Here is a 20,932-nt window from a genome sequence, read left to right as displayed (position 1 = left end):
TGTTTTTACTCAGTTATTTTTCAAAATGAATATCTTTATATTTAAAATACTGATGAATTAAATAAAAATAAATCAATTTTTCTTATTAGTGGTTTGCTCTACTATATCTTTATCCACTCTTTGATTAGAGAACTAAGATGAAAAAACCCTTTTACCAATTAAATCATAGCAAAGATGTTATACGGCATTTTACTCCAAATTGGTTTACAGCGACTATGGGTACTGGCGTGGTGAGTATGATTTTAATCCAGCTGCCATTTGCTCAATCTTTTTTATTCACATTAGCAACTTGGTTATGGCAATTTAATATTGTTTTATTTAGCGTTTTTTCAGTTCTTTATTTATTGCGGTGGTTTCTTTTCCCTCATGAAGCGAAGCAAATATTTAATCATCCAAATATGAGCTTGTTTTTAGGGGCTATCCCAATGGGGCTCGCAACGATATTAAATGGTTTTTTAAGCTTCGGTGTCGGGCTTTACGGTGAAGTGGCTATCCATATTGCTCAAGCTTTATGGTACATCGATGTCTTTTTAGCGCTAGCAATTGCGTGGATCGTGCCATTTTGTATGTTTAGTCGTCAGAACCATCAGCTACATACGATGACTGCAATCTGGCTTTTACCTGTGGTTGCCTGTGAAGTAGCAGCAAGTTCTGCCGGCATGTTGGTTGCACATTTACCAGCAGATATGCATAGCTTTCATTTATTAATGGCTGGCTATGTACTTTGGGGAATCTCTGTTTTACCAGCATTCGCTATTCTGACAATTTTAATGCTGCGTATGGCTTTGCATCAGCTACCTGAAAAAGAAGTCGCTATTTCTAGCTGGCTCTCTTTAGGCCCGATTGGTACAGGTGCATTAGGTTTATTGTTACTCGGGCAGCAGGCACAAAGAGTGGCGCCAAATGTAGGATTTGACCAATTTGCTAATGTCTTTCAAGCTTTAGGAGTTGTAGGTAGTCTCGTGCTTTTAGGTTTTGGATTATGGTGGCTTGGTCTTGCGATTTTAACAACGCTTCGTCACGCAAAGACAGGTATTCCATTTAACTTGGGCTGGTGGGGCTTAACCTTTCCATTAGGTGTATTTATTCTCGCACTATTTAATTTAGGACATCAGGTTGAAATTGTATTCTTACAATACGTTGCTGTCGCATTGAGTATTCTGTTATTGACGATGTGGGGCGTTGTAATGAAGAAAACGCTAGCAGGCGCATATAGTGGTCAACTGTTTTTTTCTCCATGCTTAATCGCTTTACAACAAAAAGTGCAGTAATGATGAAAAGGTGCAAAAAGCTTTTGCACCTGATTTATACTTATTTTCTAACTTATTTAATTTTGATTTGAGCTTTTTGAATGAACACTGATATTGCTTTAATTATGGCACTTCCTAATGAATCTAAAGGTTTGTTTGAACAGGCAGGTGTTGAAGTCCATTACAGTGGTATTGGTAAGATTAATGCTGCCTTTAAAGCATTTGAGGTTATTCAAAAAACTGGCTGTAAAACTTTAATTAATCTAGGTACAGCTGGAAGCTCTGCGTTTAATCGACATGATTTGGTCGAGGTGAAGACTTTTGTACAACGTGATATGGATGTTTCACCCCTAGGGTTTGAAGTAGGTGTAACGCCGTTAGATGATTACTTGCCAGCTGAAATTCATCTTCAACCACATTTTATTGATTTGCCAAAAGCAGTTTGTGGAACTGGTGATTCATTTGAAACTGGTCAGCCAAAAGTAGCTTGTGATGTGGTGGATATGGAAGGATATGCTTTAGCTAAAGTGTGCCACAAGTTAGGTGTACGATTAATCTCGGTGAAGTATATTACTGATGGGGCAGATGACACTGCACATCTGGATTGGGAAGAAAATTTATTGTTAGGTGCCCAGAAGCTCTTAGCCCTTTATCAAAATCATTTCTAAAAAAAAAGATCGGCAAATTTGCCGATCTTTTTTTATTTTAACGAGGCAATACGCCGTAGAGCATCATATGTACCGTATGCTCAATCGAACGCTGGAACATACTGCGGTTACGAAGCGTTTTACCAGTCACCATTTCCATTTGAGTTGCAAAATCTGCATAGTTTTGCGTAAGGCCCCAAATATTTAAGATTAATAATTCTGGGTCGATATCTGGGGAAATCTTTCCTTCTTCTTGCCAAGTCTGAATGACTTTAGCTTTGCGTTTAAATAGCTTTTTCAAAGGCCCTTTCAGTATAGGCAAAATATGTGGAGCGCCTTGAATAATTTCTAGTGCAAACAATCTAGATGCTTTCGGTTGGCTACGAGACAGTTCGATTTTTTGAATTAAATAGTGAGATAAGGCTTCGGTTGGTTCTAATTCAGCTTCTAAAGTTTGTAAGGGGGCCAACCATTTTTGTAAAACGGTTGTGAGCACTTCTACATATAAAGACTCTTTATTTTCATAGTAATAGAAAATATTCGACTTATGCATGTCGGCGAGTTGGGCAATTTCATCCAGACTTGCTCCACTGAACCCATAGACTGAAAATACGTCAAGGGCCGCAGCAAGAAGCTGATTGCGCTTTTGGGTACTCTTTTTTTGTTCCATCTGCTGCATAATTAAAAAAATAATATTCCCATTGTAAGGGAAATTGTTTGATTTGTGCACAGGTGTCTTGCTTTTTTAATCAAAAAACAGCTAGTTATTTGCGTAATAGATATACTATTGTGCAAAAAATAGAGAGATTCACTAGTTTATTGTTATTCTTAAAAATATTTTTTAAATTTCGCCCTAAAAAAGAGCAATAAAACAGCAGTTTTATTGCTCGTAAATTGGGCATTTTTCGGTTGAACAGTTCTCATTACTCATCGCAACCTTAAGTTGCCAAAACCGCATCGAGTACTTGTTGTTCAAGCTGAGCAAAAGTAATACTTTTTTTACGCGGGCGCGGCAAATTAACTTGGAAACTTTGAGCAATCTTGCCCTTATCTAATAAGATAATACGGTCAGCTAATTGCACTGCTTCACTCACATCGTGTGTGACTAAAATTGCAGTAAAGCCTTGCTCCTTCCATAAGCGTTCAATCAAGCTTTGCATCTCAAGCCGAGTTAGAGCATCTAATGCGCCCAAAGGTTCGTCTAGCAACAATATGCGCGGCGTATGCGACAGTGCACGGGCTAGGGCAGTACGCTGACGTTGACCACCTGAAAGCTGGGAAGGCCATTGTCCCGCTTTTTCTTTTAAACCTACTTTTTCTAGTAATTCTTCGGCAAAAGCATGTTGCGATTTTGGTAGCCCAAGTTGAACATTTTGAAGAATATTTCTCCAAGGAAGTAAACGTGGGTCTTGGAACATTACTCGAATATCATCGTTCGTAATGCCTTCACGTAAATGTCGCGCAGATTTAAATTTGATTTCCCCAAAGCTGGCTTTTTCAAGTTGAGCAATTAAACGTAGTAACGTGCTTTTACCACAACCACTTCGGCCAACAATTGCTAAAAACTCACCCGGCTGGATGTGTAGGTCAAGATCTTCGAGGACCTTTACCTCACCATAAAATTTATAAAGTTGCTCAATCAGAATCTCTGCTCCTAATACAGGTTCTTGAGATTCTGTTGGTTCTTCCGGAATGAGCTGCACTTCATTCTGATTAATATTTAAATTCAGATTTGTCATGTTCTAAGCTCCCTTATTTCTGATATCCAGAGTGCCAACGTAGTAAATAGCGTTCCAAAAGCTGTGCTAAAACATCTGCCAGTTTGCCTAGTAAGGCGTACAGAAGAATACCGACCAGAACTACATCCGTTTGTAAAAACTCACGTGCATTCATGGTCATATAACCAATACCTGCTTGAGCTGAAATGGTTTCAGCAACAATGAGCAATACCCAAACCAAACCTAAAGCAAAGCGTAAACCCACTAAAATAGAAGGCATCGCACCCGGTAGAATAATTTCTTTGTAGAGCTGCCAACGTGAAAGTCCGTAGCTTTTACCCATCTCAATCAATTGAGGGTCAACTGACCGGATACCGTGATAGGTATTGATATAGATAGGGAAGAAAACACCTACGGCGACTAAAAATAATTTCGCTGTTTCATCAATACCGAACCACAAGATGACGAGTGGGATAAGTGCTAAGGCTGGGATGTTACGAATCATTTGTAAGGTCGTATCGAGCAGGGTAGAGGCGAAACGCGAAGACCCGTTGAGTAGACCTAATAACAAACCTAAACCGCCGCCTATCAGAAGGCCAAGCAGTGCACGACCAGCACTGACTTTAACGTGCTGCCAGAGTTCGCCACTCACCAGTAGATGCCAAAAAGCGGAAACTACAGCAGTAGGTGCGGGTAAAATACGGCTTTCTAAAAGACCCGAACTTGAGGCAATTTGCCAAACAACCAATAGAAGAATAGGGAAAATCCAAGGCAGCAAACGCTGCCCGATTTGTTTTGTTCCACGTGAAACAACACTTTCAGCTTTGCTCATGCAGGCTCCTTGACGGAACTATTTAGCTTCTTCTCGTCTGGAACATAATTGTTGGCAATAATTTCACCGAATGGACCGGTTAAATTTGGCTGAGCAAGTTTAGCGCGAGTTTCAATTGGTAATAACGGGAATACTAACTCTGCAAAACGAATTGATTCTTCAAGGTGTGGATAGCCTGAGAAAATGAAAGTATCAATACCTAAATCAGCATATTCCTGAATACGAGCAGCAACTGTTTCAGGATCGCCTACAAGTGCTGTACCTGCACCACCACGAACTAAACCAATACCAGCCCAAAGGTTTGGAGATACTTCTAGTTTGTCTCGATTACCACCATGGAGAGCCGCCATACGTTGTTGGCCTACAGAGTCCATTTGTGCAAATTTTTTCTGTGCCGCAGCAATAGTCGCATCATCAAGATATTGGATAAGCTCGTTCGCTGCTGCCCAAGCTTGTTCGTTGGTTTCACGAACAATCACATGTAAGCGAATGCCATAAGTTAATTTGCGGCCTTTAGCCTCAGCTTTAGCACGAACATGTTCGATCTTTTGTTTAACTGCCTCTGGTGGTTCACCCCACGTAAGGTAAGTATCGACTTGCTCAGCAGCCAAATCGACAGCGACGTCTGAAGAACCACCAAACCAAAGTGGTGGATAAGGCTTTTGAACAGGTGGGTAAAGTAGTTTTGCATCATCCACTTGTAAACGTTCACCGTGGAATGTAAAAGCTTCACCTGTATGTGAGCGTGTCAAAATCTCACGCCAGATTTTTACGTATTCATTGGCAGTTTGATAACGCGTTGAGTGATCTTCATATAAACCATCACCGCGTAATTCAGCCTCATCACCACCAGTCACTAAGTTGAGTAATACACGACCATTCGACAAGCGGTCAAACGTTGCAGCCATACGTGCTGCCAAAGCTGGTGTGGTTACCCCTGGTCGTAATGCAACTAAAAATTTAAGGTGTTGAGTTGCATCAATTAGGCTAGCCGCCGTAATCCAAGGATCTTCACATGAACGACCTGTTGGAATAAGTACACCTTCGTAACCTAAATTATCTACTGCCACAGCAATTTGCTTCATATAGGCATGGTCAACCTGACGAGCGCCTTTACTTGTACCTAAATAGCGACTATCACCGTGGGTAGGAATAAACCAGAAAATTTTCATGTGCATTACCTATATGTCTATTGAAATTACTTGGCACCCCAAACAGCTTGTTTAATGCTGATTGGCTTTGGAATGATGCCTTGTTGAGTAAAAATGTCTGCGAGTTGCTGCTGCTCAGCAATCACTTTGCTGCTGAGTGGAGCTGCCGATGAGGGGCGCGGACGGCGTTTAATAAATAAATCACTGGTTGCAGGTTTAAGACCTGTACTTTGACCAATCGCACCTGCCGTTTCTGCTTGATGGCTTTGAACCCATTTATCGGCTTGATTGATTTGTTTGATGAGCCCTGAAACAGATTTAGGATGTTGCTTAACAAAATTTGGAGCTGCTAAATAAAATGTATAATTCGGGCTTAAGCCTTTACCCGATGCAAGAACACGAGCTTGGTCTTCTAGTTGTGCTGAAGCGAAGTAAGGATCCCAAATTGCCCATGCATCAACGGCACCTTTTTGAAATGCTGCGCGAGCATCGGCAGGGGTAAGCCAGATGGGGGTAATATCGCTCCAGTTTAGGCCTGCTTTACGTACGGCTTGTACAAGTAAGTAATGTGAACTCGAACCTTTTTGCAGCGCAATACGTTTGCCTTTAAGGTCTTTCAGCTGTTTGAGTTGCGAATTTTTTGGAACTAAAATTGCCGATGCCAAGGGCTTAGCAGCTTCATAAGCAATATAATATAAAGGCTTGCCAGCCGCTTGAGCATAGACAGGAGGTGTATCTCCAGTAACGCCTACATCAAGCGAACCGACAGCCAAAGCTTCTAAAATTTGTGGACCGGCAGGGAACTCATTCCAAGTAATTTTTGCATTTGGGAATTCTTGCTCAAATAGCTTTTGCTGTTTGGCAATTGCAAAGTTAATAGAGCTTTTTTGAAAACCAATACGAAGTTCTTTGACAGTTGGGTCAATTGCCCAAGCTGGCGCTGCGATTGTTAAGCCTAATACAGTGAATGCACTGAGGCGCTTAATTAATTGTGTCCACTGACTCTTACTAAATAATGACTGATGTTGCATATTGATATCCTTGTTCCCCTTGAGGTCAGGCACAGCATTTATATGATTATTTAAGCCGTGCCCAAGCTGGGTTTATTTCAGTTTTAAAATGGCATCTTGAATGGTGAGTTTGTTTGGAATGAGCTTTTGTGCATAAAAAGCATCAGCTACTTGTTGTTGTTCTTGTGCAACCTTGTCAGAGATTGGCTGAACTCCAAAACCCATACGTGAAATTGAAGTTTTGAGTACATCAAACTCAAGTGCGGTAGGTTTTTCGAGTAACTTGGCAGCTTCATCCTGATGTGAACTTACCCACTCAGTGGTCTGGTTAAGGGTTTGCACAACAGTGTTGAGTACTTTCGGATTATTTTCTGCAAATTTACGGTCAGCTAAATAGAACTGATGATTACTCACCAAGTTTTCGCCTGTTGCTAAAACTCGGGCCTGAATTTGATGTTCAGCCGCTGCAAAGAACGGGTCCCAAATCACCCATGCATCGACAGCACCTTTTTCAAAGGCAGCACGTGCGTCTGATGGCGGCAAATAAACTGGTTGAATATCACTTAAGCTTAAGTTGTTGGCTTCTAAAACTTTTAACAATAGGTAATGAACATTCGAGCCTTTATTAAGAGCAACACGTTTGCCCTTTAAATCTTTAATAGATTGGATTGGAGAGTCTTTTTGTACCAATAGTGCTTCAGCTTTTGGCGCAGCAGGTTGGTTTGCGACATAGACTAAATTTGGATTGGCAGCCTGAGCAAAGATCGGTGGCGCTTCACCTGCTTCACCGAGTGAAACACTTCCTACGTTTAAACCTTCAAGCAATTGAGGGCCAGCAGGGAACTCAACCCATTTCACTTGCACGCCTTGTTCTTTTAATGCTTTTTCTAAGTCACCACGAGCCTTTAAAATAGGAAGAATCCCATATTTTTGATAGCCGATATTTAAGGTTGTGGTGGCTTGTTCCTCTTTTTTGGCACAACCACTTAACATCATCACTCCTGCAAGGCTGGCCGCGATGACTGAATATTTTGCCCATGAAGTGGTGTTGAAAAGTGCCATGAGATTTCGTGCTCCCCGAAAGAGAAAAAGAAAAAATAATTGGATGAGCAGATACCCTAAATGGATTTTTATTTCAGAAAAAATAAGTATTCGGTCTTTATTTATGCAAAAAAAAGCTAAACACAATAGGCTATAAACTTATGCGAAAAAAAGATTTATCTATTAGAAATATATTTAATGAATTTTGATTAAGTTGATGTAAATAAAATAAAAAATATTAAAACCTTAAAAAATTTAGATTTAAAAAAAGTACAACCATAAATTAATCGTGTTTACGGTTGTACTTTTTGAACTAAGCTTATCTGAAATAAGAATATCTTAAAAAGAGCAAAGGCTAAGGAAGCAGTTTCTTAAAGACTAAAGAATTCCTTTGATAGTTATAAAGCGCCTGACGAGCATTTGGTAAATCATCAACACTCACCTGATGGAAACCGTGCTCTAAGAACCAGTGGGCGGTACGGGTGGTTAAAACAAATAATTGACGAATACCTTGTTCTTTTGCCTTTTCTTCAAGGAATTGCAAAATCTGGCTGCCACGGTTCGATTTACGATAACTTGGGTGTACTGCGACGCAGGCAATTTCTGCTGAACGTGTTTCATTAAATTCGGTTGGAATTGGATAAAGTGCAGCACACGCTAGAATCGTACCATCGCGTTCAATAACAGCGAACTGGCTAATCTCTTGCTCTAAACGTTCACGCGAACGATAAACCAAGATACCTTCTTCTTCTAATGGACGTAATAAATTCATTAAACCGCCCACATCTTGAATGTTGGCCATGCGAACTTCTTCATAATGCGCATCGGTAATCATGGTACCGATACCATCTCGAGTAAATAACTCTTCGAGAAGTGCGCCATCATAGGCATAAGAAATAAGATGAACGCGGTGTACGCCTGATAAAGATGCTTTTTTTGCCTGTTGCAAATGCAAAGTGAGTGTTGGGCTAATGGTTTGGTATTGTTGAATATAGTAGTCCAGTTGATGTGGGCTTAATTCACGTAATATTTGCTCATCTTCATTCAGCAATCCTTGTTGCTCACCTAGAAAAATGAGTTTATCTGCTTTTAAATAAGTTGCAGTTTTGGTCGCAACTTCTTCTGCTCGCAAGTTAAACACCTCACCTGTAGTGGAGTAACCTGTTGGCCCTAGCAGTACAATATTATAGTTGTCGAGGTGTCGATCAATCGCATCTGTATCGATAGAACGAACTTCACCTGTAAGCTGGAAATCCATGCCATCACGAATACCATAAGGTTTAGCAGTCACAAAATTACCTGACACCACATCTATGCGAGCGCCGTACATTGGCGAGTTTGCTAAGCCCATAGAAAGCAATGCTTCGATTTCTAGGCGGATAGAACCTACAGCACTCATGACACAGCTTAAAGATTCACGTGTGGTAATACGGCTGTTGTCATAAAAAGGAGTTTCGATTCCTTTTTCTTTTAGGTTTTGATTAATTTGCGGACGTGCGCCGTACACGAGAATTAAGCGAATACCAAGAGAGTGCAATAAAGCAATGTCGTGAATGATATGTTCAAAATTAGGATGACGGACTGCTTCACCACCAAACATCAACACAAATGTTTTATCGCGGTGAGCATTAATGTAGGGCGCTGAGTGTCGAAACCAGTGTACATAATGCTGGGTATTATTATGCGACTTACTTACAGGCTTACTTGACATACCGATCTCGAATCAACAGCAAAAAGATATAAAGATGATTCTAAACAAAAAAGATTAAAGCCGCATGTTTTAGATAAAAAAACACCCAAATTGAAATTTGGGTGCTTAAAAAGTTTTAAATTAGTAAACCACTCTAATGATTTTATGACTTTGTTCATTCACCAGTACATAATTTCCATTCACTTTATACCATTTTTGGTAACGACCCGGTTTAGTCAATTTTTGGTGTTGACGATAGTCGATCACGTAACGTGAATGTCGATACTCATGCGGTACAACCTGACCTACTCTCCACGCATTACGATGATCATCTTTTTTAATCACTTTAACTGTTTTTACTTCATGGTTTTGGTAATTGCCATGATGATTATGATCATTTGGTGCTGCCATGGCTGTTGTTGCAACTAAACCACTAAGAGAAAGAACAATCGCTGTTGTTAATTTTTTCATTGTAAACCTCGAATGATGAGCTGAATTTCAATAATTAAAGATTAGTGAACAATTGCAGATAAATCGTGGAGGCCAAGAAGAATAAATGTGAAAACTCCCTATGAAATAAGAAGAAATTAAGAAAATTCATCATTTAAGAATATAAAAAATAAAAAAGGATAAAACCCAGAGGCTTTATCCTTTTTATTCAGCGATAGCGAGGGTCTATCGCCTTAAAAACCACGAATACTCACAATGCTATTAGAATCTGTGTCGACTAAAATATAGTCATTGTTGATTTTATACCATTGCTGATTACGGCCTGGTTTTGGCAAGTTACTGTCTTTATAGTCGACTTTATAGCCATTACCACGATAGTGCTGTGGCATAACATAGCCAGGCTGCCAGCGATGTTGTTTTAAGCGTTCAAAGCCACGTTCTTCGCGCATACGGCGTTCGTCACGGATACGATCTTCATCATGATCACGTCCAAATCCTGGCCCACGATCATTCCACTCACCGCGTGGCCCTCCACCTTTAGGTCCTTTGGGACCATGGCCTCGGTCAAAAGGAGGATCGGCAAAGCTTGCCATACTTGTGGTCAGTACGGTTATGCAAAGGGCTAAGATGGTGAACAACTTTTTCATGATGCATCCTCGTTTACATCTGATGTCTCTCATGTTGAATACTCTACGCGCAAAATGCAGAGAAACTGTGAAGATCATTTAATGGTTCAATTAAAATTACGGATAGATCAAGGGTTTTTATCAATAATAAAAAAGGCTTGTATATCTTTTCAGGTATAGGCAAGCCAGATTTGATGATTGGCCGTAATTTAATTTAGCTTTTTCATCTTTAACTTTTTAATCCTGCGCATCAATACTTTGACCATTGAGTGCCAAGCTGTCTTCACCCATTAAATAGAGGTAGGCAGGCAAGATCGACTCTGGTGTAGGTAGCGTTTTCGGATCTTCTTGTGGGTAAGCTTTCGCACGCATTGCGGTACGTGTTGCGCCTGGATTAATGCAGTTAAAGCGGATATTTGGATAAGTATTTTCCGCTGCAAAAATTTTACTCACTGCTTCAATTGCAATTTTGGAGACAGAATATGCGCCCCATAAAGCTCGTGCTTCACGGCCTACACCTGAACTGGTAAATACAACAGAGGCGTTTTCTGACTTTTGCAAAAGTGGTAATAAGGCTTGAGTGAGGGCAAACGGAGCACGTAGGTTAACTGCCATCACATCATCCCATACTTCTGTAGGATAATGTGCTAGCTCTACACGTTCACCTAAAATACCCGCATTATGCAAAATACCGTCTAGACGTCCAAACTGCTTTTCGAGCGTATCGACTAAAAAGTCGTAATCACGGTCAGAGGCACTTGAAAGCTGTAGTGGTAAAATCGCAGGTTGCGGTGCACCTAGACTCTCAATTTCATCATAAATAACTTCAAGTTTATTTAAGGTTCTACCATGTAGGACAACGGTTGCACCATGTAGGGCATAACTTAGAGCCGCAGCTCGCCCAATTCCATCACCAGCACCGGTAATTAAAATAATTCGATCTTTGAGTAGATCCGGACGAGGTTGGTATTCTGAATATTTCATTGGTAAACCTCCTTCTTTTTATATTGATAAAACGAATAGCCGTTAAAAAAGTCTATAAAACTCTGATGTTAACTTATCATACGCTGATTTTCCTGTAGAGCAGGAAGCTTTTGACGTAACATATCGTGTAATTCTGTCACTGTATTTACAATCGAATCGGCCTGCCATGATGCTAAATCATCACGGTGTTCGATAGGTAAATAGCCATAAGCTGCCAAGATGGTATACATATCGGCATTGCGACCAGCATCAATATCACGTGGGTGGTCGCCCACATAAATAATTTGATCTGCTGGGATATTTAACTGTTTAGCAGCCAAATACATTGGTTCAGGATCCGGTTTGGTTTTACTGACATCTTCAGGACATACCAAAACCGCACAGCGTTGTGTCAGATTTAACTTTTCTAAAAGAGATTCACTTAAACCACGTGGTTTATTGGTCACAATACCCCACGGGATTTGCGCAGCTTCTAACTCTTCTAGAAGTGGATACATGCCTTCAAACAGATCTGTATCAACCACAATATTATTGCCGTACAGATCTAAAAAGTTTTGACGATGTGCCAAGAAAATTGGATTGGCTACATCCAACTCTGGATAGACCAATTTCACCATCGCACGTGCACCTTCAGAAACCTGAGTGCGAATAAGATCTGCTTCTACAACAGGGCGTCTTGCATCACGGCACATTTGCTGAATAATACGAATGAAATCCGCAGCTGTATCGATAAGCGTACCGTCTAAATCAAATAAAACAGCTTTCATCATGCACCTGTATTAATCGTATGAACCATATAGTTAACGTCAACATTTGGCGCTAACCAGTAATGCTTGGTCAGTGGGTTGTAATGTAGTCCGGTCATTTCTTTTAATGTAAGGCCTGCATTACGAATATCATGTGCCATTTCAGATGGTCGAATAAATTTATGATAATCATGCGTACCTTTTGGCAACATGCGTAGGACGTACTCTGCACCGATAATGGCAAATAAATAAGATTTTGGGTTACGGTTAATGGTCGAGAAGAACACATGGCCGCCCGGTTTAACCAGAGCCTGACAAGCTTTTACAATAGATGCCGGATCTGGAACGTGTTCCATCATTTCCATACAAGTCACCACGTCATATTGACCTGCTTGTTCTTGTGCTAATTCTTCTACAGGAATTTGACGATATTCAATATTTTGAACATTTTCTTGCTGAGCATGTAAACGGCCGACAGCTAGAGGTGCTTCACCCATATCAATGCCTAATACATCTGCACCACGACGTGCCATACTTTCGGCCAAGATGCCGCCACCACAGCCGACATCAAGTACTTTTTTACCAGCAAGACCGCCTGCACGTTCATCAATCCAGTTAAGACGTAGTGGATTGATCTGGTGAAGTGGGCGAAATTCAGAATGTTGATCCCACCATTTGGCAGCAAGTGCTTCAAACTTTGCGATTTCTTGTAAATCAACATTCAATTGCGACATGGTGCTACCTCTAAACTTGAGTTATCTTTTTGGATGTAGTTCGCCGTTAGTGTAGCGATTATTGGGAAAAAAGCGATAAACCCAATAAAAAACTTCACAGAAGCAAAACGAATTTAGCATATTTGTTTTATATTTAGGGCATAAGCTAATGCATAACAACTTAGAGGAAAAGCTGTAGCAATGAAAAAATTGGTTTTGGGTGGTTTGAGTGCAGCAATTATGGCCGTATCGGGTAGTGCAATGGCAGCAGATTTTGTTGCTGGTAAAGACTACACCGTGATTGCCAATCCAGGCAAAGTGGAAGTTCCGGGGAAAATCGAAGTTCGAGAGTTCTTTTGGTATGGATGCCCACACTGTTTTAAACTTGAACCGCATATGCAAACGTGGTTAAAACAGATTCCTAAAGATGTACGTTTTGTACGTACACCTGCTGCAATGAATAAAATGTGGGAACAAGGGGCACGTACGTACTATACATCTGAGGCATTAGGTGTACGTAAACGCACGCATTTACCACTATTCCATGCGATTCAGGTGAACGGTCAACAAATTTTTGATCAGGCTTCTGCTGCGAAATTCTTTACTCGTTATGGCGTACCTGAGCAGAAATTTAATAGTACTTATAACTCGTTTGCTGTGACGGCAAAAGTTGCTGAGTCAAATAAACTTGCTCAACAGTACCAATTAACAGGCGTACCTGCAGTGGTCGTGAATGGTAAATATGTTGTGCAGGGTGAAGATGGTAAAGTTACTCAAGTTCTTAATTATTTAATTGAGAAAGAACGTAAAGCAAAATAAGTTGTTTAGGCTTTACTTCAAAAATGGGCTTCATACGAAGCCCATTTTTATATTTAATTTATCGTTAATTATCACGAAATAATTCAATTAATTTTTCTGGTTTTCATCTTCAATTTGAAAATTTAAAACGTCAAAATTAGCGGTTTGAGTCGGCAGTGATAATGCTTGATTAATATATAAATTAATTAATTTTTGGCGAGAACCAATCGAACGCTGATAATAAGTAGAATTTAAAAGTAGTGATGCACCATAAGTCAGTGACCAGATATAAGACAAATAATCACGAATCGACATGTCATAATTTAATGATTTTAAATACTTTTCGGTAATATCTTTAATTGCCAAAATACGCTGTTGGCGAATTTCATAAAGCTCTTCGAAAAGATGCTTCAACTTAGACTCTGTCATCGTCAGATTTTCTTCAAGTTGATGCAATAGAATCGTTTTACCTGGTGCAAGCAAATGGTGAAGCATGTAATGAGGAGCATACTCTTTGAAATCTGTATTATATTTTTTAGAAATTTCTAAAATTTGCTTTTCATTTTGAATAATGAGCTCAAGTAGAAGCTCATTTTTACTTCTAAAATGCTTATAAAGTGTGCCTTTAGCAATATCTAGCTCGGCCACCAACTCATCTAGAGTAATTTCCTGATTGTTTTCTAATAACAACTTTTCTGCCACGCTCAGAATTTTTTCTTTACGCATCAAAAACTGTGTATGACGATCAAGATTCATAGGTATTCCCACACCAGTTTGGCCTAACTAATAGTTTACTTCCTGTAAAAAAGAAAAAGACTTTTCTCGAAATTTCTAGCCTTTTTCTTTCTCTCTTTACGTATTACCACATAACCTGTTTTTTGTCATTTGCCGCTTCTATCGTTCCCAGTTTGCAATCCCTCTAAAGAGTAAGCGAACTTGTGTAGAAGCATTTTCAATAAAGGCAGTTTGTTGCAGCTTGAGCTGTTCACCTTGATATTGTTTCGATAGGTTGAGCCACGTCATTGCCCATGTAAATGACATATTAGTCAAAATGGTAGATAAGACATTTAAGTCTTGAGAGTTTTGAATATGTTTAAAATTTTCGAGTTTAGTAAGATCAGTTGTTAGATCTTCAATCAGAAATTCAATTTCTCTGGCAATTGCTGCACGGACTGTTTCTGAGCCACCCCAACGTTCAGCAATCATAAATTGCCATTGCTTAGGGCTATGATTTACCGCCTGCACAAATAGCTCAATACTGGTTTGGGTTTTAGCAGATTTATGTTGTAAATAACTTTGACCAAGTTGATGTAAAACACTTTTTAAATGTAGGGCAACTTGGTCAACCAGTTCTTTGCCGAGCTCATCCATGTCCTGAAAATGGCGGTAGAACGCTGTCGGTACTAAACCTACTTCACGTGCAACTTCACGCAAACTGATACTACTGAACGAACGCCCAGACGTGCTTAGATGCAAGGCTGCATCGAGAAGTGCCTGACGACTTTGCTGTTTTCGTTCATCCCGTATCGACATTAAAAGAACCTATTTAAACCGTGAGCCAAAGTCTAACAAAAAAGAGCAAACTTTCATAAAAAAAATAGTGAACAAGTGTTGACTGAGTGAACAGTTATAAATATAGTGTACATATGTTCACTATACGAACATGTGTTCACTCAAATAAATAGCCAGATACAAAAGAGGAACGTATGAACGCAACACTTAGTTATCAGCCACATTGGGTTCGAGAAGATTTCGTTGATTTTGTCTTGCAGAAAATTAACGTGACTTGGGCGTGGAAAAGGGTACTTGCAGAAGTTACTGTAGTTCAGCCACTTCATACCGATATGGTGCTCATTAGACTTAAACCGAATCGTAATTTTAATTTCGATCAGGTTCGAGCAGGTCAAAGTATTTTGCTGACTTTGCTCATCGATGGCGTTTACCAACAGCGTAGTTATTCAATTATTGAAGTGACTACTCAGGGTGAAATCGCTTTAGGTATTAAAGTACAAGGTTTGGTGTCTCGTGCAGCTCAACTATTACATGTGGGTGAGTGTGTTGAGATTTCACAACCACAAGGTGATTTTATTTTGCACCAAGGTCAGCATCCTGCGATTTTGATTGCGTCAGGAAGTGGCATTACTGCAATTTATTCACTCTTGCAGCAAGCTTTGAAACAGCAGCTTGAACAAATTCATGTCATTTATTTTAATCGTGCGGAAATTTTTCATGCTGAATTAAAGGCTTTGGCAGAACAGCACCCACAGCTTCAATATCACTTTTTTAATACCACCGAGCAAAAACAGCATTTAACTGAAAGCTTACTGCAAAAGCTGGTTCCAGATTTTGAGCAGACAGCAACTTATGTTTGTGGTCATCATGGCATGATGCAGCAAACCAATGAAATTTATGCACAAAAAGCTGCTCAGTCGCAGCTTCATCAAGAGTATTTTCAGCCACTTCAAGTGACTGGTACACATGTAGCACAGCCTGTTATTTTCCGCCGTGCTCAACACGAGTTTTTAGCTGAAACAAATTTACTGAGCAGTGCAGAGCAAGCTGGTTTACGCCCACAACATGGTTGCCGTATGGGTGTCTGCAATAAATGCAGCTGTACCAAGGTAAGCGGAGTTACTCAAAACCTGTTAACTGGTGAAATTGAAGATCAACCGAACCGCCCAATTAAACTATGCGTGAGCCAGGCATTAAGCCCAGTCACAATTGATCTATAAAAAGAATTAAAGAGGATTAACCCTATGAATATGGCATTAGAATTTTCTACTGTTTCTAAATCTGCTCATTTAACACCTGAACAGACTGAAGAGTTTGGCCGCCGTGTTGAACAGATTCGTCAAGACGTTATGCAAAGTCTTGGTGAGCAAGATGCAAAATATATCTACAAAGTACGTAATTTTGTTCGATATACCGAAATCGCATCGCGTGGCATGTTGATGTTTGGTGGTTGGATTCCGCCAGTCTGGCTACTAGGCACAGGCTTATTAGGTATTTCTAAAATTGTAGAAAACATGGAACTTGGTCATAACGTCATGCACGGTCAGTTTGACTGGTTAAATGAACCAAGTCTGAACGGTAATACTTACGATTGGGATACCATTGCCTCTGGTGATGACTGGCGTGAAACACATAACTATGTGCACCACACCTATACCAATATTGTCGGTAAAGACCATGATGTTGGTTATGGTATTTTGCGAGTAAGTGATCAACAGAAGTGGGAACCCCGCCACCTGTTTAATATTCCTCTAGGTCTACAGTTAATGTTTTTCTTTGAGTGGTATGTAGGCGTGCAAAACTTACATCTTGAAGATGCATTAGTTTATAAAACCAAGAGTTGGAAACAGGTGTGGAAAGATTCGGCTAAAGTCCGTAAAAAAGCCACACGCCAAGTTTTAAAAGACTATGTGTTTTTCCCTGTGATCTCTGGCCCTATGTTTTTACCGGTTTTTGCAGGAAATGTAGTTGCGAATATTATTCGTAACTTGTGGTCATCTGCTGTGATCTTTAATGGTCACTTTACTGAAGATGCAGAAACGTTTGAGCCTGATAATACTGATACCGAAACTAAGGCCGAGTGGTACTTACGTCAGATTCGTGGTTCAAGTAATTTTAGTGGTACAGAATGGCTACATTTTATGAGTGGTAACTTAAGCCATCAGATTGAGCATCATTTATTTCCAGATATGCCAGCCAACCGCTATAAAGAAGTAGCACCGAAAATTAAGGCACTTTGTGCAGAATATGGCATTAACTATAACGAAGCGAACTTTATGCGTCAGTTCTGGAGTGTATGGGTACGTTTAGCGAAATGTTCACTGCCAAACCATACCACTGGAAAAGTGATGCAGACATTAGAAAAGTTAAAAGCAAAATTCAAATTTGCATAATCTCAGTTAATCCAAAATAGCTCCTTTTTAGGGGCTATTTTTATTTTTGAGTTATGAAACTTGCAGACTTACATTTGAAAGTAGGGAATAAACTCAACCTGTCAAAATCCTTTGCTATACTATGCCCAAGTTTGTATTTAAGAGAAGTTAGGAAGGATTATGCGTATTGACCAACGTGCATTAGACCAATTACGTGAAGTGAAAATTACACGAAACTACACCCGTTATGCTGAAGGTTCTGTGCTGGTCGAATTTGGTCACACCAAAGTCCTTTGTACTGCAAGCATTGATAACTCAGTGCCACGCTTTTTAAAAGGCCAAGGCCAAGGCTGGGTAACGGCAGAATATGGCATGTTACCGCGTTCAACCCATTCACGTTGTGACCGTGAAGCGGCTCGTGGCAAACAAACTGGTCGTACTCAAGAAATCCAACGTTTGATTGGCCGTAGCTTACGTGCAATGGTTGATTTGAAAAAGCTCGGTGAAAACACGATTACCATCGACTGTGACGTGATTCAGGCAGATGGTGGTACGCGTACTGCTTCAATCACTGGTGCTGCTGTAGCATTGGTTGATGCGATGAATGTTTTATTGTCTCAAAAGAAAATTAAGCATGATCCGCTTAAAGGGTTGGTTGCTGCAATTTCTGTCGGTATGTATCAAGACGAAGTGTTGCTTGACCTTTGCTATGAAGAAGACTCGAACTGTCAAACTGACTTAAATGTAGTAATGACACAAGCTGGCGAGTTTATTGAAATTCAAGGTACTGCCGAAGACAAACCGTTTACCCGCGCTCAAAGCAATGCCATGTTAGAAATGGCTGAAAAAGGGATTGCCGAGCTCATTAAAAAGCAACAAGAAGCTTTAGGCTGGTAATTTTACGCTTTCTAAAAAACGCATCTTTGGATGCGTTTTTTTATGCCTTCATCAAATCGACATAAAAACATCACTTGCCTGTCACTTTTACGCTTTATTAGTAGTTCGCATTTAAACCGTTTGGAAAAAACCAATGCGAAAACTTTCACTTTTATTCATTACATCTTTAGCGCTTATGCTCAGTGCTTGTAACGATGATAACGACTCAGATAATTCATCGCCAACAACACCGCCCACCAGTAATTGCAAAATGCACTGTGCACCATAATAAGAACTCAGGATAGAACTAATGAATCGTCGCGAATTTCTTTTAAACTCTACAAAAACAATGTTTGGGACAGCTGCTCTAGCGAGTTTCCCGCTGAGTATTCAAAAAGCGTTAGCAATTGACGCCAAAGTTGAAAGTGGAACAATTCAAGATGTTAAACACATCGTGATTTTGACTCAGGAAAACCGTTCTTTCGATAATTATTTCGGAACATTAAAAGGTGTGCGTGGTTTTGGTGATCGTTTTACGATACCAATGACGGAAAGCCGAAAGGTGTGGGAACAATACGACGCCAAGAAAAATAAAGTACTGCCTTACCATCTTGACAGCCGTTTAGGAAATGCTCAGCGTGTTTCAGGTACACCTCACTCATGGTCTGATGGTCAAGCTGCTTGGGACAATGGTCGTATGAGTGATTGGGTGGCATATAAAAAACCGCAGTCGATGGGCTATTACAAAAAGCAAGAAGTCGAATATCAGTTTGCTTTAGCGAATGCTTTTACCATTTGTGATGCTTACCACTGTGCTATGCATGCTGGGACCAACCCAAACCGTAAGTTTATTTGGACTGGAACTAATGGTCCTACAGGTGCAGGTGTTGCGAGTGTTGTAAATGAATTTGATGGGATTGGGGCATCAACAGAAGGTTATGAATGGACGACTTATCCTGAGCGCTTACAGCAAGCTGGCGTAACATGGAAAGTCTATCAAAATATGCCAGATAACTTTACCGATAACCCGTTAGCTGGTTTCAAACAGTATCGCCGTGCAAATGAGCAATCTGGTCAACCTGTCAGTAACGACACGCTAACGTGTCCAGCATACGATGAAAAGATTGATGCGCCTCAACCACTTTACAAAGGTATTGCCAATACCATGCCGGACGGTGGTTTTTTAGGAACTTTTAAAGCTGATATTGCGCAGGGTAAATTACCGCAAGTGAGTTGGTTAGTTGCTCCTGCAACTTACAGTGAACATCCGGGGCCATCTAGTCCTGTGCAAGGCGCTTGGTATATTCAGGAAGTATTAAATGCGTTAACTGAAAATGCTGAGTTGTGGAGTCAAACCGTTTTATTGGTGAACTTCGATGAAAATGATGGTTTCTTTGACCATGTTCCTTCACCAAGTGCACCGTCTAAAGATGCAAATGGTGTTGTATATGGAAAAACCACTTTAACGGATCAGCAAGTATCTTATGAGTACTTTAACCATCCAGCAGTAGCGACTTCGAAATCTCAACCTAAGCCAGACGGTCGAGTGTATGGTCCGGGTGTACGTGTTCCAATGTACGTGATTTCACCATGGAGCCGTGGAGGATGGGTAAACTCTCAAGTCTTTGATCATACTTCTATTTTACAGTTCTTGGAAAAACGCTTTGGTGTGCAAGAGCCGAATATTAGCCCATATCGCCGTGCTGTATGTGGTGATTTAACGACTGCATTTAATTTTAAAACACCGAATCTTTTGCCTGTTGCTGAACTAGATGGGAAGAAAACCAAAGCCGAAGCCGATGCGATTCGTGTTGCTCAAGCTTTATTGCCACAAGTTCCTGTTCCGAGCCAACAGCAATTTCCTCAGCAGGAAATGGGAATTAGGCCATCACGTGCTTTGCCATATATTTTGCACACCAGTGCCAAAGTCGATGTCACTCAAAAAACGGTTAAGCTGATGTTCTCTAATACGGGTAAACAGGCAGCCGTTTTTCATGTCTATAACCGATTAGATCTTACGGCAATTCCACGTCGTTATATGGTTGAGGCGGGTAAACAGCTCGATGATGTATGGAATGCTACAAATGGGCAGTACGATTTGTGGGTGCTTGGACCAAATGGTTTCCATCGCGCGTTTAAAGGCGATTTGAGTCAAGCTAACCAGACTCAAGTATTACCGGAAATTAGAGTGTGTGTGGAAGAGTGTGATGCGAATTTGTATTTAAAAGTGCGTCATGATGGTAATAAGTCAGTCAAGCTAAACGTCAAAGCAAATGCTTATCTTCCAAACAAGACATGGACGATTGAAACCAATAGTTCTGAAAAAGAATTAGTTTGGGATATGTCTGAATTTGGTGGCTGGTATGACTTCACTGTGACTTTAGCTGATGATACTACTTTCAGTCGTCGTTTCGCAGGCCGTATAGAAACTCAAGAAGATTCAATTTCTGATCCATATATGGGTTATCTAGAGTCTTAGGTTGGTAAGTTATTTCTGTTAATGAAGGTATTGAAAT

22 protein-coding genes are annotated in these 20,932 nt (G+C 40.2%); 8 read left to right on the top strand and 14 right to left on the bottom strand.

What is annotated here, in order from left to right; translation table 11 throughout:
- The first annotated feature begins 137 nt into the window (after positions 1 to 137).
- Together ACYU0V_RS18225 and ACYU0V_RS18220 are read left to right on the top strand one after the other, a co-directional pair.
- Positions 138 to 1,271, top strand: a complete 1,134-nt coding sequence (locus tag ACYU0V_RS18225) for a TDT family transporter (protein WP_199114007.1) — start codon at positions 138 to 140, stop codon at positions 1,269 to 1,271.
- A gap of 80 nt (positions 1,272 to 1,351) precedes the next feature.
- Complete coding sequence (locus tag ACYU0V_RS18220) at positions 1,352 to 1,918, top strand: 5'-methylthioadenosine/S-adenosylhomocysteine nucleosidase family protein (protein WP_068562832.1); 567 nt, start codon at positions 1,352 to 1,354, stop codon at positions 1,916 to 1,918.
- A gap of 37 nt (positions 1,919 to 1,955) precedes the next feature.
- On the opposite strand, the gene ACYU0V_RS18215 is transcribed toward ACYU0V_RS18220, so the two are convergent.
- From ACYU0V_RS18215 to ubiG, 12 genes are all read right to left on the bottom strand, one after another.
- The gene (locus ACYU0V_RS18215; protein WP_081309559.1) at positions 1,956 to 2,576 is read right to left on the bottom strand and encodes a TetR/AcrR family transcriptional regulator; all 621 of its coding nucleotides are present in this window, start codon (positions 2,574 to 2,576) and stop codon (positions 1,956 to 1,958) included.
- Between the two features lie 259 nt (positions 2,577 to 2,835).
- Positions 2,836 to 3,636 (bottom strand): ABC transporter ATP-binding protein, encoded by an 801-nt coding sequence (locus tag ACYU0V_RS18210; protein ID WP_068562831.1) that lies wholly within the window; start codon positions 3,634 to 3,636, stop codon positions 2,836 to 2,838.
- A 13-nt stretch (positions 3,637 to 3,649) separates the two neighbouring features.
- Complete coding sequence (ssuC, locus tag ACYU0V_RS18205; RefSeq protein WP_002120785.1) at positions 3,650 to 4,447, bottom strand: aliphatic sulfonate ABC transporter permease SsuC; 798 nt, start codon at positions 4,445 to 4,447, stop codon at positions 3,650 to 3,652.
- A complete protein-coding gene (ssuD, locus tag ACYU0V_RS18200; protein WP_014208027.1) occupies positions 4,444 to 5,619 on the bottom strand; it encodes an FMNH2-dependent alkanesulfonate monooxygenase in 1,176 nt (391 codons plus the stop codon). Before ssuD ends, ssuC begins: the two co-directional genes overlap by 4 nt.
- A 26-nt stretch (positions 5,620 to 5,645) precedes the next feature.
- Positions 5,646 to 6,629, bottom strand: a complete 984-nt coding sequence (locus ACYU0V_RS18195) for a sulfonate ABC transporter substrate-binding protein (RefSeq protein WP_461848538.1) — start codon at positions 6,627 to 6,629, stop codon at positions 5,646 to 5,648.
- Positions 6,630 to 6,701: 72 nt separating this feature from the next.
- Positions 6,702 to 7,670 (bottom strand): sulfonate ABC transporter substrate-binding protein, encoded by a 969-nt coding sequence (locus tag ACYU0V_RS18190; RefSeq protein ID WP_005804832.1) that lies wholly within the window; start codon positions 7,668 to 7,670, stop codon positions 6,702 to 6,704.
- 334 nt (positions 7,671 to 8,004) lie between these two features.
- On the bottom strand, positions 8,005 to 9,360 hold the full coding sequence (argA, locus tag ACYU0V_RS18185) for an amino-acid N-acetyltransferase (protein ID WP_086398851.1): 1,356 nt from the start codon (positions 9,358 to 9,360) through the stop codon (positions 8,005 to 8,007).
- 120 nt (positions 9,361 to 9,480) lie between these two features.
- Entirely contained in the window at positions 9,481 to 9,810 is a 330-nt protein-coding gene (locus tag ACYU0V_RS18180) for an RcnB family protein (RefSeq protein ID WP_002120775.1), read from the bottom strand.
- 212 nt (positions 9,811 to 10,022) lie between these two features.
- Positions 10,023 to 10,436 carry an RcnB family protein gene (locus ACYU0V_RS18175; protein ID WP_009387402.1) on the bottom strand — a complete coding sequence of 138 codons (414 nt, stop codon included), beginning with the start codon at positions 10,434 to 10,436 and terminating at the stop codon, positions 10,023 to 10,025.
- Between the two features lie 216 nt (positions 10,437 to 10,652).
- Positions 10,653 to 11,399, bottom strand: a complete 747-nt coding sequence (locus tag ACYU0V_RS18170; protein WP_002120710.1) for a YciK family oxidoreductase — start codon at positions 11,397 to 11,399, stop codon at positions 10,653 to 10,655.
- Positions 11,400 to 11,467: 68 nt separating this feature from the next.
- A complete protein-coding gene (locus ACYU0V_RS18165; protein ID WP_079381046.1) occupies positions 11,468 to 12,169 on the bottom strand; it encodes an HAD family hydrolase in 702 nt (233 codons plus the stop codon).
- The gene (ubiG, locus tag ACYU0V_RS18160) at positions 12,166 to 12,879 is read right to left on the bottom strand and encodes a bifunctional 2-polyprenyl-6-hydroxyphenol methylase/3-demethylubiquinol 3-O-methyltransferase UbiG (protein WP_005804826.1); all 714 of its coding nucleotides are present in this window, start codon (positions 12,877 to 12,879) and stop codon (positions 12,166 to 12,168) included. Before ubiG ends, ACYU0V_RS18165 begins: the two co-directional genes overlap by 4 nt.
- Before the next feature lie 180 nt (positions 12,880 to 13,059).
- On the opposite strand from ubiG, the gene ACYU0V_RS18155 reads away from it, so the two are divergent.
- Positions 13,060 to 13,677, top strand: coding sequence for a thiol:disulfide interchange protein DsbA/DsbL (locus ACYU0V_RS18155; RefSeq protein WP_002120747.1), 618 nt, complete (start codon positions 13,060 to 13,062; stop codon positions 13,675 to 13,677).
- An 87-nt stretch (positions 13,678 to 13,764) separates the two neighbouring features.
- Here the strand turns inward: ACYU0V_RS18155 and ACYU0V_RS18150 are convergent, their stop codons facing one another.
- A complete protein-coding gene (locus ACYU0V_RS18150) occupies positions 13,765 to 14,412 on the bottom strand; it encodes a TetR/AcrR family transcriptional regulator (RefSeq protein ID WP_025464204.1) in 648 nt (215 codons plus the stop codon).
- A 138-nt stretch (positions 14,413 to 14,550) separates the two neighbouring features.
- On the bottom strand, positions 14,551 to 15,189 hold the full coding sequence (locus ACYU0V_RS18145; RefSeq protein ID WP_033850857.1) for a TetR family transcriptional regulator: 639 nt from the start codon (positions 15,187 to 15,189) through the stop codon (positions 14,551 to 14,553).
- Between the two features lie 173 nt (positions 15,190 to 15,362).
- Between ACYU0V_RS18145 and ACYU0V_RS18140 the strand changes: the two genes are divergently transcribed.
- The 5 genes from ACYU0V_RS18140 to ACYU0V_RS18120 all read left to right on the top strand — a co-directional run bounded on the left by ACYU0V_RS18140 (position 15,363) and on the right by ACYU0V_RS18120 (position 20,895).
- Positions 15,363 to 16,388, top strand: coding sequence for a ferredoxin reductase (locus ACYU0V_RS18140; protein ID WP_461848532.1), 1,026 nt, complete (start codon positions 15,363 to 15,365; stop codon positions 16,386 to 16,388).
- 30 nt (positions 16,389 to 16,418) lie between these two features.
- Positions 16,419 to 17,561, top strand: a complete 1,143-nt coding sequence (locus ACYU0V_RS18135) for a fatty acid desaturase family protein (RefSeq protein WP_078221350.1) — start codon at positions 16,419 to 16,421, stop codon at positions 17,559 to 17,561.
- A gap of 159 nt (positions 17,562 to 17,720) precedes the next feature.
- Positions 17,721 to 18,437: a ribonuclease PH gene (gene rph, locus ACYU0V_RS18130; protein WP_002120794.1), complete on the top strand. Its 717-nt coding sequence runs from the start codon at positions 17,721 to 17,723 to the stop codon at positions 18,435 to 18,437.
- Positions 18,438 to 18,570: 133 nt separating this feature from the next.
- Positions 18,571 to 18,705 carry a hypothetical protein gene (locus ACYU0V_RS18125; protein ID WP_262442144.1) on the top strand — a complete coding sequence of 45 codons (135 nt, stop codon included), beginning with the start codon at positions 18,571 to 18,573 and terminating at the stop codon, positions 18,703 to 18,705.
- Positions 18,706 to 18,726: 21 nt separating this feature from the next.
- Complete coding sequence (locus ACYU0V_RS18120; RefSeq protein WP_461848529.1) at positions 18,727 to 20,895, top strand: phosphocholine-specific phospholipase C; 2,169 nt, start codon at positions 18,727 to 18,729, stop codon at positions 20,893 to 20,895.
- Positions 20,896 to 20,932 lie beyond the last annotated feature (37 nt).

This window comes from Acinetobacter sp. X9, assembly GCF_054889255.1.
This window is presented reverse-complemented; position numbering and strand designations above follow the sequence as displayed.